9 protein-coding genes are annotated in these 14,937 nt (G+C 58.5%); 6 read left to right on the top strand and 3 right to left on the bottom strand.

Annotated elements, in window-relative coordinates:
- Positions 1-12: 12 nt before the first annotated feature.
- The 4 genes from thiC (at position 13) to GH656_RS05360 (ending at position 4,389) form a co-directional block, all read left to right on the top strand.
- A complete protein-coding gene (gene thiC, locus GH656_RS05375; RefSeq protein WP_153074925.1) occupies positions 13-1,944 on the top strand; it encodes a phosphomethylpyrimidine synthase ThiC in 1,932 nt (643 codons plus the stop codon).
- A 221-nt stretch (positions 1,945-2,165) separates the two neighbouring features.
- Positions 2,166-2,378: a glycine zipper 2TM domain-containing protein gene (locus GH656_RS05370; RefSeq protein WP_153074924.1), complete on the top strand. Its 213-nt coding sequence runs from the start codon at positions 2,166-2,168 to the stop codon at positions 2,376-2,378.
- 302 nt (positions 2,379-2,680) lie between these two features.
- Positions 2,681-3,121, top strand: coding sequence for a hypothetical protein (locus tag GH656_RS05365; protein WP_246184211.1), 441 nt, complete (start codon positions 2,681-2,683; stop codon positions 3,119-3,121).
- 338 nt (positions 3,122-3,459) lie between these two features.
- Positions 3,460-4,389: a DMT family transporter gene (locus GH656_RS05360; protein ID WP_153074923.1), complete on the top strand. Its 930-nt coding sequence runs from the start codon at positions 3,460-3,462 to the stop codon at positions 4,387-4,389.
- Between the two features lie 532 nt (positions 4,390-4,921).
- On the opposite strand, the gene bamC is transcribed toward GH656_RS05360, so the two are convergent.
- Positions 4,922-6,157: an outer membrane protein assembly factor BamC gene (gene bamC / locus GH656_RS05355; RefSeq protein ID WP_153074922.1), complete on the bottom strand. Its 1,236-nt coding sequence runs from the start codon at positions 6,155-6,157 to the stop codon at positions 4,922-4,924.
- A gap of 450 nt (positions 6,158-6,607) precedes the next feature.
- Here bamC and GH656_RS05350 point away from each other — a divergent pair, with 450 nt between their 5' ends.
- Positions 6,608-7,072: a DUF2844 domain-containing protein gene (locus GH656_RS05350; RefSeq protein WP_153074921.1), complete on the top strand. Its 465-nt coding sequence runs from the start codon at positions 6,608-6,610 to the stop codon at positions 7,070-7,072.
- A gap of 11 nt (positions 7,073-7,083) precedes the next feature.
- Positions 7,084-8,340 carry a DUF3443 domain-containing protein gene (locus GH656_RS05345; protein WP_153074920.1) on the top strand — a complete coding sequence of 419 codons (1,257 nt, stop codon included), beginning with the start codon at positions 7,084-7,086 and terminating at the stop codon, positions 8,338-8,340.
- A gap of 103 nt (positions 8,341-8,443) precedes the next feature.
- On the opposite strand, the gene GH656_RS05340 is transcribed toward GH656_RS05345, so the two are convergent.
- Positions 8,444-8,887: an META domain-containing protein gene (locus GH656_RS05340; protein WP_153074919.1), complete on the bottom strand. Its 444-nt coding sequence runs from the start codon at positions 8,885-8,887 to the stop codon at positions 8,444-8,446.
- Between the two features lie 51 nt (positions 8,888-8,938).
- A complete protein-coding gene (uvrA, locus tag GH656_RS05335) occupies positions 8,939-14,785 on the bottom strand; it encodes an excinuclease ABC subunit UvrA (protein ID WP_153074918.1) in 5,847 nt (1,948 codons plus the stop codon).
- Between the last annotated feature and the right edge of the window lie 152 nt (positions 14,786-14,937).

Below are 14,937 nucleotides of genomic sequence, written 5' to 3'. Positions count from 1 at the left end.
CAGGAGAGACGCATGAACGCCAACCCCAAATTCCTTTCCGCCGACGCCCATGTCGACGAACTGGCCATCGCGCCATTACCCAATTCCCGCAAGATCTACGTCACTGGCTCACAACCCGATATCCGCGTGCCAATGCGCGAGATCAGCCAGTCCGACACCCCCGACAGCTTTGGCGGTGAAAAAAACCCGCCGGTTTATGTCTACGACACATCAGGCCCCTATACCGACCCGCAAGCCGAGATCGACATCCGCGCGGGCTTACCCGCGCTGCGCCAGCGCTGGATCGAAGCGCGCGGCGATACCGAAGCACTCACCGGCCTGAGCAGCCAGTTCAGCCGCGAACGCGCAGCCGACCAGGCCACTGCTGACCTGCGCTTTCCCGGACTGCACCGCACCCCGCGCCGGGCCAAACCAGGCGCAAACGTCTCGCAAATGCATTACGCCCGGCAAGGCATCATCACGCCCGAGATGGAATACATCGCCATCCGCGAAAACCAGTGCCGCGCGGAATATCTGGCAAGCCTGCGCGCCAGTGGTCCCAACGGCACCAAACTGGCTGAAATGATGGGCCGCCAGCACCCAGGCCAGGCCTTTGGTGCGGCTACCTTCGACCCGGCCACACTGGCTGCGATCACACCTGAATTCGTGCGCGACGAAATCGCACGCGGACGCGCGATCATCCCGGCCAACATCAACCACCCGGAAAGCGAGCCGATGATTATCGGCCGCAATTTCCTCGTGAAAATCAACGCCAATATTGGCAATTCGGCGGTCACGTCATCCATTGGCGAAGAAGTCGACAAAATGACCTGGGCGATTCGCTGGGGCGGCGATACCGTGATGGACCTGTCAACGGGCAAGCATATTCACGAAACACGTGAATGGATCATCCGCAACAGCCCCGTGCCGATTGGCACCGTGCCCATCTACCAGGCGCTCGAAAAGGTCAACGGCAAGGCAGAAGACCTGACCTGGGAAATTTTCCGCGACACACTGATCGAACAGGCCGAACAAGGCGTCGATTACTTCACGATCCACGCGGGTGTGCGCCTGCAATACGTGCCGCTGACGGCAAAACGCATGACCGGCATCGTCTCGCGCGGCGGCTCAATCATGGCCAAGTGGTGTCTCGCGCATCACCGCGAAAGCTTCCTGTATGAGCATTTCGAAGACATCTGCGAAATCATGAAAGCGTATGACGTGAGCTTTTCGCTAGGCGATGGTCTGCGTCCGGGCTCAATCTACGATGCCAACGACGAAGCCCAGCTTGGCGAGCTCAAAACCCTCGGTGAGCTCACGCAAATCGCGTGGAAACACGATATCCAGACCATGATCGAAGGCCCCGGCCACGTGCCGATGCAGCTCATCAAAGAGAACATGGATCTTCAACTGCAATGGTGCGATGAAGCACCGTTCTATACCCTGGGGCCGCTCACCACGGATATCGCGCCAGGCTATGACCACATCACCTCCGGAATCGGCGCAGCAATGATCGGCTGGTTTGGCACTGCGATGCTCTGCTATGTGACGCCGAAAGAGCACCTTGGGTTGCCCAACAAGGACGACGTCAAAACCGGGATCATCACTTACAAGCTCGCCGCCCACGCCGCGGATCTGGCCAAAGGCCATCCAGGCGCGCAGGTGCGTGATAACGCGCTCTCGAAAGCGCGCTTCGAGTTCCGCTGGGAAGACCAGTTCAACCTCGGCCTGGACCCGGACAAAGCCCGCGAATTTCACGACGAAACCCTGCCGAAGGATTCAGCCAAAGTCGCGCATTTCTGCTCGATGTGCGGGCCGCATTTCTGCTCGATGAAGATCACCCAGGATGTGCGTGAATATGCGGCCAAACAAGGGATCAGCGACACCGAAGCGCTGAAGCAAGGCATGGAAGTCAAAGCGATTGAATTCATCAAAAGCGGCGCTGAAATTTATCGCCGCCAATAAATGAAGCTGCGCTGCTTACGCTAGACCAACTGGGCGGGCGCATGCGGTTTATCGCAGCGCCCGCCCGCAGTGAAATGCAGCGAAACTTCGGCGAAACATTTTTTTACACACTCCGGGGTTCGATAACAAAGACCTTCCGCAGAAACTGGCTAGCCCGCGCTACCATTCACGCATTCATCAAGGTTGTTGAAATTTATCTTTTTCTCACCGAGGTATGCATCATGAAATCCATTCGACACTTGAGCGCGCTAGCTGTGATCGTCACCGTTGCCATGAGCCTGAGCGCTTGTGACACCATGAGCCGTCGCCAGCGCGATACGGCAATCGGCGCAGGAATTGGCGGTGTAGCGGGCGCGGCACTGGGCGGCAGTGCGCTTTCGACGCTAGGCGGTGCAGCAGCGGGCGGGCTGATCGGCAATCAGGTAGGCGAGTAAGCGTAGATCACGCGCTGCGGGGGCACACGGCCCCCGTCATCACAGTGCCTGACGGTCAAAGACCCAAGCCATTCCGTTAGCCTCACGACACAACCCAAGCTCAATTTAAAGGCAGCGCCTGCGGCTCAAACCGTCTGGTGTTGCCTTTATTTATTCCGCGCCCACCCCACACTAGCTGAAATATGCAGTAACCAGATTGCACCCTGGATCATCAGACGGCGCAGTAAGCTCGTCGCACCTTGTCACGCTACCCTCGCTCATCCGCGTCGGAACCCGCTGGCCGCATTGCGCAGGAGCACATCATGACCCTCCCTTTCCCTACTGCCCGTTTCATGCTTACCCGGCCACTCACCGCCGTCGCGCTAACGCTCGCCTTGTCAGGCTGTTACTACATGGGCCCCTATCCGTATGGTTATGGGCCTTACGGCTATGGCAGCTATTACACAACCAGCGTGGTTCCCATTGCTGCGGCCGGCACAGAACGTCAGATCGCGCCCGCCAGCGGACAAGATGTCCAAGCTCCGCTCGAACCACCACCGGTTTATGTGACCTCTACTTACGTCGCACCCGCGTATTACCCCGCCTATCCGGTTTATGCGCCTTATCCCGTTTACCCCGGCTGGTATGGCGGCGGCCCCTCCGTGTCGCTCCACTTCGGCCGTTACTGGGGCGGGCGTCCCGGCTACTACGGCGGCGGCCGAGGCTACTGGGGCGGGCATCGCGGTTACGGGCGGCACCACTGATCCATTCTTTCGCCCTGCTCGTGAGCCGGATTTGCCCTGTGCTCAAGCCAGTCACGCTCAGACGCCGCATCTGCATCCGGCCCATGTGTCTTTTGCCACCTGGGCCGGCTATAGGGCCTCAGCGATAGGGCCCCTGCTACCTCCCTGGATCTCCCAGCGCTAACGCCGTCGCGTGATGATGTGCAAGCCATTAGGGCCACCGGGCTGCGATTGCGCTCAAAGCCCGTCAAGACAAGACAAATTTATGCTTGCTGTTTCATCAGAAGTTAAAGCGACAAGCTAAAAGCCGGTGATACCATGCCTGCGCGTCCCGACCCACCCCACGCGAGGCTCTTTCGATGACCCCCAGTAACATCATCCAGTTGCTCATCCTCGCCGCCTTATGGGGCGCGTCCTTTCTCTTCATCCGGGTCGGCGTTGGCGATTTTGGCGTAGCGCCGCTGATGGCATTGCGAGTTGGCATTGGCGCGTTGTTTTTATTGCTCGTGTTATTCGCACGACGGCCAGCACGCGCCACTCTCGACATCATTCGAACCCGCACCCTGCCGCTATTGGTGGTAGGCATCCTGAATTCGGCCGCACCGTTTTGCCTGTTTGCCTATGCAGAGCTGACACTGTCGGCAGGCGTCACCTCCGTGATTAACGCAGCCACGCCACTATGGGGTGCGCTGGTTGCCTTTCTCTGGCTCAAAGACCGCTTGAACGTGCTGCGCAGCATCGGGCTGGTCATCGGCTTCGCGGGCGTTTTACTGCTGGTCTGGGATCAGATCGCCGCACCCCACGGCACGCACGCTACCCCGCTGACAACCGCGCTGGCCGCCTTCGCTGCGCTCATGGCCACGCTGTTGTACGGCATCGCGGCCAACTGCACCAAACGCTATCTGGGCGGTATCGATCCGCTCACCAACGCAGCGGGCACCATGACTGGTGCCACACTGGTACTCATTCCGTTTGCTATTGCCTACTGGCCCGCCACACCAATCTCATTACAGTCATGGGGAGCGGTAATCGCCCTCGGGATTGCCTGCACCGGTATCGCGTACATCCTGTTTTTCCATCTGATCGCAGTAGCAGGCCCAACCCGGGCCATCACCGTCACCTTCGTGATCCCGATCTTCGGCATTTTATGGGGCACGTTATTTCTCGGCGAACAGGTTTCCATTGGCATGCTGGAAGGCTGCGCCGTGATTCTCCTCGGCACCGCGCTGGCGACAGGTGCTATTAAACGCATTCCGGGTTTTGGGCCCAAAGCACCAAAGCAAGCATGAGCGTGCCCGGGCGCTAATCCAGAGCGCCCCGCTGCTGCATAGATCTGCCGAGTTGCGCTGATGCCGCACCGGAATCCCCACAGAAAAAAATAGCCCGCGCTTCACCGAAACGCGGGCTAAACCGTCACCTTACGAGGATAGGAGACGGGGCCATCGGAGCCCGGTAAAGGGCCATGATCCGATCCAGCGCGGGACTTCCCCGCACGGCTAAAACAGACAAACAAAGTCTGATCAATACACCTCGCCCAATCTCAAAAAAGACACCCTTTATCACCTTGTTCCGGCAAAGGAGAGCAACTTGTGTGCCAGCGATAAAAACAATCCAGCAAATAAATACAACCCTATGATTTTAATGATTATTTTTAATTAATAAAGCCGCTGAAAAGTCTGTTTCAAGACGATTTATGAGCCATGTAACGTTACGTTCCCTGATGTCCCCCAGGATGTAACGCCCAAGAAAAAACCCGTCTGGTGTGACGCACCAGACGGGTTTTAACGAAAAACACAGACTTCAGTCAGGTCAGATCATCGTTCAACGCAGTTGATCGACCATCAAAGACATGATCTGCCGCGCCTGGGGCGAGTCATCAATCACGCCCTTGTCATCCACAACAGCCACACGGGTTTGATTCGGTGTCACGGCCCGGACATTCACCAGATACTGCTTCACGATCTTTTCTTTCTTGCCGTGGAACATCTGGTTCCAGAAGCCCTGTTCCGCCGCAGACAGATCCTTAGGATCGGCGTAGCGCACGAAATACACACCCCGTGTGCGATCGCGGTCATCCACCGTGAAGTTGCTGCGATCCAGCGCCACGCCGACACGCAACCATGCGCGGTCATAAGGCTCGCTCAGCGTCAGTTCAGACGAGGTGTACTGCGCATCGGTGTCCGCTGACGCACCAGGCAAAGGCAACTGCGCAGCTAGCGCGACATTCTGGGCAGCGGTTTCTGCGGCCTTCGACTTCGTCATCTTGCTGCCTGCTCCGGCAGCCGCTGCAACCGTGCCAACTGCGCTATCTGCGCCAGGCACATCACCCTCCGCCGGTGTCGTGCCACGCGTGTTCGCCAGCGCCAGCGAAGCCATCAGCCGCTTCAGATACTCGCTTTCGAGCACCGGATCATTGGCTTTAGCCACCCAGGTGCTGGAATCACGATTCGGGCCGCTCAGCGCTTCGCGCATGCCTTTCTGGCTGATGAATACATATGTGCCACCGTTGGGTGCCGCTTCGAGCCGCGTGCGGAATTTGTTGCGCTCGGCGGTGACGTAAGAATTGCCCATCGCCTTCGACAGCGTATTGCGGATAAACCCATCGTTGATCTGCGGATGGGTTTCGTTCCAGTCGGTTTCCATCACCCCGCGATCGCGCTGATCCACCACCAGCAGAAAACCCTGTTCCTGCCAAAAACGACGGATTTGCGGCCAGGACTGAGCTGGCGTCTTGCCGTCAATTACGAGCCAGCTTTCGGTGCCATCACGCTGGATATGCATACCCGCCACTGGCGGCACGACCTGGAGCGTCGAAACCGGTGCGCTGTTTTGTACTTGCCTGAGGGTGGATAACGAGGTTTCGCCGCCTTGTGGCGGCAGTGAACGCTGATCTGCGGCCACCTCGGTCATGTTCGGCGGTGCCGCAAGTGACACCGTTTTCGATCTGGAATCGCTTTTGTAATCAATCTGGCTGGGCGATGGGGAACTGCAACCAGCGGCCAGACCGCTCGCCATCAGCAATACGGCAAACCGGCGGGTAAGTCGAAGATCAGTCATGTTCGGGGAATCCTTGCGCTTCGCCACGGGAGTTTCCGTGGATCAACCTGCGATTTTACCGGTCCCGCGCAAACCTGTGCAAAAAGCGCGACTTGCCGCATTTCCACCTGGTTTCAAACCATCCGTTCAGCTATGACCCAGTGAATAAATATATGCACGGCTTAAGCCAAACGGACGTACAGACAAAATCCTCACGCTTACGTTTAGCTATCGATACGCTTCGGCATCCATCTTAAATTTAACAATTGACAACAATCTTCCTACACTCCTAAATCTTCCTTAACGAAACAATAACCTGTTGTTTATAAAGCAAAATTACTTCGAATTCAGCATTTCAAAGGAAGCCTAACTAGCCTTGATTCTTAAAAATTCCCATTTCCTCAAAAAACCCGAGTGCTATCTTAAATATAGAAATATTAAATTTAACACTATGGCTGCGAGGAAAAGTCAATGGCACAACTCCTAAGTTTCAAAGCGCTTGTGCGCGCTCTGCCTGGTGCAGCGCTCGCCCTGACGCTCAGCGCACATGCCGAGCTCGGCGGCATGATGCCCACTACTCCCAGCACCTCTGGTGCAGTCCAGCACATGCTGCTCAACGGCGCTGTCCGGGAGCGCTCAAGCGTTGACGCAGGCGGCACGGTAATCAATGAATACGCCACCAGCGACGGCCGGATCTTCGCCTATACGTGGACCGGGCCAACCATGCCGGATTTGCAAGCACTGCTGGGCAAGCACACGGATTCGTTTCGTAGTGGAGCCCTGGCGAATCGTGTGACGTCTGGCGAGTTGCACGCGTCACGCGTCGAACAGCCTGATGTGGTGGTTGAATCGGGCGGCCAGATGCGCAGCTATATCGGCCGCGCATGGCTACCCAATGGGCTACCGCCAGGTGTTTCTGCTGATGACCTGAAATAACGGAGGTCGCCATGACAGTCCAACGCACATTCGTTGTATTACTTTTCACAATCCTGGCTGGATGCGGTGGTGGCGGTGGGAGTGGCAGCAGCACCCCTTCCTCGCTATCCGGTGCCACTGCACCGGCTACGCCGGATACGGCGGCAAGCGCAGTTGTAACCAGCACCCCGCCGCCCGATGTCACGCAGTCGAGCACGCCCAACGTTCAGCCGATCGTCGTCACCACTGCACCTAACCTGGTGCGCAATATGTTGACGACCAGCGTCACGCTGTGCGTCCCAGGCACCACGGAATGCGCCACCATCAACAACATTCAGGTCGATACAGGGTCACAAGGATTACGGATTCTGAATTCGGCGCTACCAGCCAATCTCCAGACGCTTCCCAAGATGGCGTCAGGAACCGGCACCAGCGGCCAGTGCACAGTATTTGGCTCAGGCTATACGTGGGGTTCGGTCAAAACCGCCGATATCCGCATGGCCGGACATGTCGCACCCAATGCGTCAATCCAGGTGATCGCCGATCCTACCTTGCCAACCGTTCCTGCCGATTGCGCCGCGTCCGGCATCGCTATGCTGACGGCACCTGACCTACGCGCCAACGGCATTCTCGGCGTAGGCCTGTTTGCGGCTGACTGCGGCATAAATTGCGCCATCAAAGCGTTGCCTCGCTGGTATTACTCGTGCGACACCAGCGGCAATTGCACCCCAAGCACGCAACCGCTGGCACAACAAGTCACCAACCCGGTCAGCCTCTTTGCCCAGGATAACAACGGCATCGTGATTGAATTACCGGCGATCGCGGATGGCGGCGCACCCAACGTGTCGGGCTCAATGATCTTCGGCATTGGGACTCAGGCGAATAACGCGCTGGGCAATGCGACCGTGCTAAAAGCGAATGCGCAATCGGGCTATGTCACCACTGCGTTGAACGGCAACACTTATGCGAGCTTTCTCGATAGCGGCTCGAATGGCCTGTTCTTCCCGAGTTCAACGCTACAGCGCTGCGTGCTGTGGTATTGCCCAAGCAGCACCCAGTCGCTGAACGCTACGTTACTCGGTGCAGACGGTGCCAGTACGAACCTGACTTTCTCGGTGGCCAACTCGCAGACGCTGTTCCGCACATCGAACTATGCGTTTAGCAATCTGGCTGGGCCAGCAGCGAATTCATTCAACTGGGGCTTGCCGTTCTTCTATGGCCGCCGTATTTTCACCGCCATCGAAGCCTCCGCCACACCTGCAGGCAACGGTCCGTACTACGCGTTTTAGCTAACCGCTAATGCAATGAGCCAGCGCAGGACAACACCTGCGCTGGCTCATTTATTGGTTTGCTTATTAGCTCGCTTATTGGCTCGCTTAGCCGCACCAAACTTTAACTAGACGAATCATCGCTCTCCGGCTCGTCTTTCGTTTTCACCAGCTCACGAGGCGCAAGCCAGTTGAATGAGGCAAGGCCTGCTGCCTTAAAGGTGCACTCAGCCGCAATAGGCTTGTGCAGCGTTTTCGGCCTGAAGCTGGCTTGCGGCACCGCAGCGGCCGAAACGGCCGAAACGGCCGAAGCCGATGCAGCAGGCGCTAGCGCAGGAGATGGCTCCAGGTACTCGATCTCTCCTTCGACGACTACCCGGCTGCCACCGATCCCCACTCCCGCATGCGATACCACCAGCCGGTTCGGCGACACCGTAGCGAACCGGCTGTGCATCAACTGCTCGCATGTCACGGCATTTTTTTCCGCGAGCGTGCATCCCGCCAGAAGCGTGGACAACACCGCCAGCACCGCCACTCGCGGAGCAAACCCAGAAATGTGAATCGTCATCGTGCTTTCCTTTCAAAACGGCGGGGATTGTAGCGTGAGCCGTTCCGGGCTTCACCGGGCTGCCCGGCTACGGGCGAGCACCGGTGCCAGCGCCTGGCCCGTATAGCTCGCCGCCACCTGCGCCAGCCCTTCCGGGCTGGTAGCAGCCACCACCTTACCGCCTGCTGCTCCACCCTCCGGCCCCAGATCAACGATCCAGTCGGCTTCGGCAATCACATCGAGGTCGTGCTCAATCACGATCACGCTATGGCCACCATCAACCAGCCGGTGCAGCACATGAATTAATTTTTCGACGTCGGCCATATGCAGGCCAACCGTCGGCTCATCCAGCACGTACAAGGTATGCGGGGCTTTCTGGCCACGCCGGGTCACGTCATCGCGCACCTTGCTAAGCTCGGTGACCAGCTTGATCCGCTGCGCCTCGCCACCCGACAGCGTAGGGGACGGTTGACCTAGCGTCAGATACCCCAAGCCGACATCCTTCATTAACTGCAACGGATGTGCGATGTTGGAGAGCGGTGCAAAAAACACCACCGCCTCGTCAATCTCCATCGTCAGGACTTCACCGATGTTCTTGCCGCGCCAGGTCACCGCGAGCGTCTCTGGATTGAAACGCTGGCCATGACACACATCGCACAGCACTTTGACGTCAGGCAGAAAACTCATGCCAATGGTCCGCACGCCTTGCCCTTCGCAAGCCGGACAGCGGCCATCGCCCGTATTAAACGAAAAACGCGACGCGCTATAGCCACGCGCCCGAGCTTCAAGCGTCTCCGCAAACAACTTGCGAATGCTGTCCCACACGCCGATATACGTCGCGGGACACGAACGTGGCGTTTTGCCGATCGGGGTCTGGTCGACCTCCAGCACACGGTCAATGGCTTGCCAGCCCGTTACGGCATCACAGCCATGCCACGCGTGAGTCACCGCCAGCGCCGGCCGGGCGGCCGAGCGAGCCAGCACACTTGAGCGCGACCTCGCTGGCAAGGCAGCAGGTTGCGCCTTGCGTGCCCGCCGTGTCGCAGGCGACGACAGCACCGAGCGCCCCACCGCATCCAGCAAACTGGTCATCAGCACATCACGCGCCAAGGTCGATTTCCCCGACCCACTCACGCCGGTCACCGCCACCAGACGCTGCAACGGCAACGCCACCGTAATTTCGCGCAGGTTATGCAACCACGCGCGCTGCACCGTTAGCCAGCCATCGGCCGTAGCCTGATCGGCCAGCGCAGGCGGTTGCACCGTCCGCCGCGGTTGAAGCGGATGCACTATCGGCCGCGCCAGAAACTGTCCGGTCAGCGAATCAGGCTGAGCCGCCAGATCAGCCACCCGCCCTTGCGCGACCACCCGGCCACCCCGTTTGCCCGCGCCAGGACCAATGTCAATGATGTGATCAGCACACCGTATCGTATCCTCGTCATGCTCAACCACGACCAGCGTATTGCCTTTATCCCCGAGCTTGCGCAAAGCCTCCAGCAACACCCGGTTATCTCGTGGGTGCAGCCCGATGGTCGGCTCATCGAGCACATAGCACACCCCCTGCAGATTGCTTCCGAGTTGCGCCGCTAGCCGGATCCGCTGCGCCTCTCCACCAGACAGGCTTGGCGCAGCACGATCCAGACTGAGATAACCCAGCCCCACCTCTTCGAGAAACTGCAGCCGGTTGCTGATCTCACTCACCACATCGCGGGCAATCCCGGCTTCACGGCCTTTCAGCTTCAAGCCCTGAACCCAGCGGCGCGTTTGTGCCACCGTCCATTGCGCAATCTCCACGATCGAATGCTTATCGAACGTCACCGCCCGCGCGACCGGATTGAGGCGCGTGCCCGCACAATCCGGGCACGGCGTCGCGCCAAGGCCATCAGGTTCCGGCTTTTGCGCTGGCAAGCTCTGCTCACGGCCACGGCCATCCTCGGCAAATAACGTGTCGTCGTAAGCCGCGCGTTGTTCCAGCGTCAGCACAAGGCCCGTCCCGACACACGTCGGACACCAGCCGTGCTTGCTGTTATAGGAAAACATGCGCGGATCCAGCTCGGGATAGCTCGTGCTGCAGACCGGACAAGCGCGCTTGACCGACAACACCTTGAGCGTGCCGACTGGCAGCGTAGACGCTCCTCCGTCCAGCGCCATACCCAAGCCATCCAGCGGCACCAGCAGATGCATCACGCCTTTGCCCAGCTCAAGCGTCTCATCAAGACACTGCCGCAGTTGCGCCTCGTGCTTCGGCAAGATCACCAGATCAGCGACGGGCAATTCGATCGTGTGCTCACGAAAGCGGTTGAGCTTCGGCCAAGGGTCGACCGGCACGAACTCGCCATCCACGCGCAAATGCGTATTGCCGCGCGCCTTCGCCCATTTAGCCAGATCGGTATAAAGCCCCTTGCGATTGACGATGAGCGGCGCGAGCAAACCCACGTGCTGGCCACGATGCTCACGCAGCAATTGAGCCGCAATTGAGGCCACACTTTGCGCGGCAACCGGCGCGCCATCATGAATGCAATGCTGCAGTCCCAGCTTCACATACAGCAAGCGCAGAAAATGCCAGACCTCCGAAGTGGTAGCGACCGTGCTCTTGCGGCCACCCCGCGACAAGCGCTGCTCAATCGCCACCGTTGGCGGAATGCCGTAGACCGCATCGACTTCCGGCCGTCCAGCTGGTTGAACGATTGAACGTGCATAGGCATTGAGCGACTCCAGATAGCGCCGCTGGCCTTCGTGAAACAGGATGTCAAAAGCGAGCGTGGATTTGCCCGACCCCGACACGCCAGCAATCACATTGAATTTGCCATGAGGAATATCGACGTCGAGGGACTTCAGGTTATGTTCGCGCGCGTTCACGATCCTGATCACATCCTCCCCCTCCACCGCCCGCCGCGCCTGTGTTTCCAGCGCGGTCTGCGTGAGCGCCACTGACGTTGGCGCATCGGCAGCCGCGATAACAGGCAACGCCTGTTCATACTGCAAAAGCGCTACGCCAGTATGGGATGCGGCACACGCCTTGACGTCATCGGGCGTACCCGAGCACACCACATACCCACCGCCATCCCCCCCTTCTGGTCCCAGATCAATTAACCAGTCGGCTGCGCGAATCACATCCAGATTGTGTTCGATCACAATCAGCGAATCGCCCCGGGCCAGCAGCTTGCCAAACGCCTGCATTAGCCGCGAAATATCGTCGAAATGCAGCCCAGTCGTAGGCTCATCAAACATGAATAACCGGGCACCCGGTAACGCCCCCTTAGTACTGCGCGTAGGTGCCGCCTCAGCGAGAAAACCCGCGAGCTTGAGCCGCTGCGCTTCACCACCCGAGAGCGTCGGCACAGGCTGCCCCAGCTTCACATATTCAAGCCCCACCTCAACAATCGGTTGCAGCACTCGCAACACCTCTGCATCCGCCGCAAAAAATACGATCGCCTCGCTGACTGTCAGCCCTAGCACGTCCGCGATATTCAACGCCCGCGATGGCTGCCCGCGCTCAAGTGTGACCTCCAGCAATTCCGCGCGATAACGCTGGCCATCGCAATCAGGGCAGCGCAAGTACACGTCACTCAAAAACTGCATCTCGACGTGCTCAAACCCCGAGCCACCGCAAGTCGGGCACCGGCCATCACCTGAGTTAAAACTGAACATGCCTGGGCCATAGCCCCGCTGCAAAGCGAGAGGCACTTTAGCGAACAGTTTGCGGATTTCATCGAAAGCGCCGACATAGCTAGCCGGATTCGAGCGCGCTGTTTTACCGATCGGCGACTGGTCGACAAACACCACATCGCGGACATATTCGACGCCCGACAAACTCCGGTATTCACCTGGAGTTTCAGTGGTATGCCCAAGTTGCCGGGCCAGCGCGGGATAGAGCACGTCTTGCAACAGCGTTGACTTACCCGACCCCGACACACCCGTCACACAGACCAGATGCTGTAGCGGGATTTCGACGGTGACATCGCGCAAGTTATGCTCGCTCGCACCGGTCAAAACGATACGCGGTGTTTGCGCCGTCACGGTGCGACGCTGCCAGTGCGCGGCATCAGCCACCTGACGCCGCCCAGCTAGATACTCTGCAGTTAACGTGCTCGCCTGCCGAATGCCAGAAGGCAGGCCGTCATACACGATGCTACCGCCACGCTCACCGGGCCCTGGGCCCATATCAATCAGCCGGTCGGCCGCGAGCATCACCGATGGATCATGCTCCACGACGACGAGCGTATTGCCCGCATCGCGCAGACGATGCATCGCCTCGACAATCCGGTTCAGATCCCGGGGATGCAGCCCGATGCTGGGTTCATCCAGCACGAATAACGTTTTGGTGAGCGACGTGCCAAGCGCGGTAGTCAAATTGATCCGCTGAACTTCACCACCAGAAAGTGTGCGGCTTTGCCGGTCAAGGGTTAAATAGCCCAAGCCCACATCGCACAGATACTTAAGACGAGTACGCACCTCTGCCAGCAACAACCCAAGCGCCTCATCCAGCAGCGCACCCGGCAAATTAATCGTGTCGAAAAACTGGCGAATGCGGCTTATCGGCAACAACATCAAGTCATGAATGGTCAGACCGGGCAGCGCCTCAAGCTGCGCTCGCGTCCACTCAACCCCACGGGGCATAAAACGTCGCGCGGGCTCAAGCACAGCATCCGCATTTTGTTTGGTTCCCAGACGCCAGAGCAGCGACTCCGTTTTAAGCCGCGCACCGCCACAGGTATCGCATGACGTATAGCTGCGGTACTTGGATAGCAGCACGCGAATATGCATCTTGTAGGCTTTCGACTCAAGATAGCCAAAGAAGCGCCGAATCCCGTACCAGTGCTTCTGCCATTCACCATCCCAATCTGGCGCGCCCTCAATCACCCATTCGCGCTCGGCATCGGTCAAATCAGCCCAGGACGTATCTTGCCGAATACCCGCCTGGCCTGCATAGCGCAGCAAATCATCCTGGCATTCTCTCCAGGCGGGGGTCTGCAAAGTTTTGACGGCACCACCGCTTAAGGTCTTACTTTCATCGGGAATAACTAACCCCCAATCCACGCCGATAACCCGGCCAAACCCCCGGCAACTTTCACACGCGCCATACGCTGAATTAAATGAAAAAAGCGCCGGTTGAGGCTCGGCATAATGCAAATCGCTGTCAGGATTGTGCAGCCCCGTCGAGAAACGCAAGATCCGCGGCTCGGCGGCAGTATCGGATTGAGCGCTTGTCTGCACGTAGATATTGACGCAACCCGCACCACGTTTAAGTGAAGCCTCAATCGCCTCAATCGCCCTCGCCTTGTCGACCTGCATCAGACGAAACCGGTCGGCCACGACATCCAGCACTTTGCGCGGCCCCGTCGCAGAAGCGACTAAGCGCTCAGCCTGCACACGAGTATGGCCACTGGCAGATAACCACTGCTCGAGCTCATCCTGGCTCGTATTTTCTGGCAGTTCCACTGGGAACGTCACGATCAGACGCAGGTCTGGATCTGCAACGCAACGGGCAAGCAATTCGCTATAAATCGTCTCCGGCGTCTCGTGACGCACGAGCTCCGCATTTTTCCGGTCAAACAACACCGTCGCTCGCGCGTAAAGCAGCTTCAAATGATCATTCAACTCGGTCATCGTACCGACCGTTGAGCGCGAACTACGAACAGGATTAGTCTGGTCAATAGCGATGGCAGGCGGAACCCCCTCAACCCGATCAACCTGAGGACGATCCATTCTGTCGAGAAATTGGCGTGCGTAGGCGCTAAAGGTTTCGACATAACGCCGCTGCCCTTCGGCATACAGCGTGTCAAACACGAGACTCGATTTCCCGGACCCGGAGAGACCTGTCACAACCGTCATTTCACCGGTACGCAGATCCAAGTCAATATTCTTCAGATTATGCTGGCGTGCTCCGCGAATGCGGATGAATCGAGTAGATGTCAATTTGATCAACCATCTAGAAAATTAGCCGGATGCCGTCCCCTTACACGCGTGCGCGTACGCGCAATCAAAGCGGCGAAGCCGGGAAGTCAATGCTGCGTGGGTGAGAAGCGGGAGCGGCAGGAAGGGGGAAGTGTAGCCGGGATGGCGGTCAG

Source organism: Paraburkholderia bonniea, assembly GCF_009455625.1.
GTDB lineage: Bacteria > Pseudomonadota > Gammaproteobacteria > Burkholderiales > Burkholderiaceae > Paraburkholderia > Paraburkholderia bonniea.
This window is presented reverse-complemented; position numbering and strand designations above follow the sequence as displayed.

Excerpts from the sequence above, each read along its gene's own strand:
- GH656_RS05345 (WP_153074920.1), top strand. The coding sequence starts at position 7,084 with ATGACAGTCCAACGCACATTCGTTGTATTACTTTTCACAATCCTGGCT.
- GH656_RS05340 (WP_153074919.1), bottom strand. The coding sequence starts at position 8,887 with ATGACGATTCACATTTCTGGGTTTGCTCCGCGAGTGGCGGTGCTGGCG.
- GH656_RS05350 (WP_153074921.1), top strand. The coding sequence starts at position 6,608 with ATGGCACAACTCCTAAGTTTCAAAGCGCTTGTGCGCGCTCTGCCTGGT.
- GH656_RS05370 (WP_153074924.1), top strand. The coding sequence starts at position 2,166 with ATGAAATCCATTCGACACTTGAGCGCGCTAGCTGTGATCGTCACCGTT.
- thiC (WP_153074925.1), top strand. The coding sequence starts at position 13 with ATGAACGCCAACCCCAAATTCCTTTCCGCCGACGCCCATGTCGACGAA.
- GH656_RS05365 (WP_246184211.1), top strand. The coding sequence starts at position 2,681 with ATGACCCTCCCTTTCCCTACTGCCCGTTTCATGCTTACCCGGCCACTC.
- GH656_RS05360 (WP_153074923.1), top strand. The coding sequence starts at position 3,460 with ATGACCCCCAGTAACATCATCCAGTTGCTCATCCTCGCCGCCTTATGG.
- bamC (WP_153074922.1), bottom strand. The coding sequence starts at position 6,157 with ATGACTGATCTTCGACTTACCCGCCGGTTTGCCGTATTGCTGATGGCG.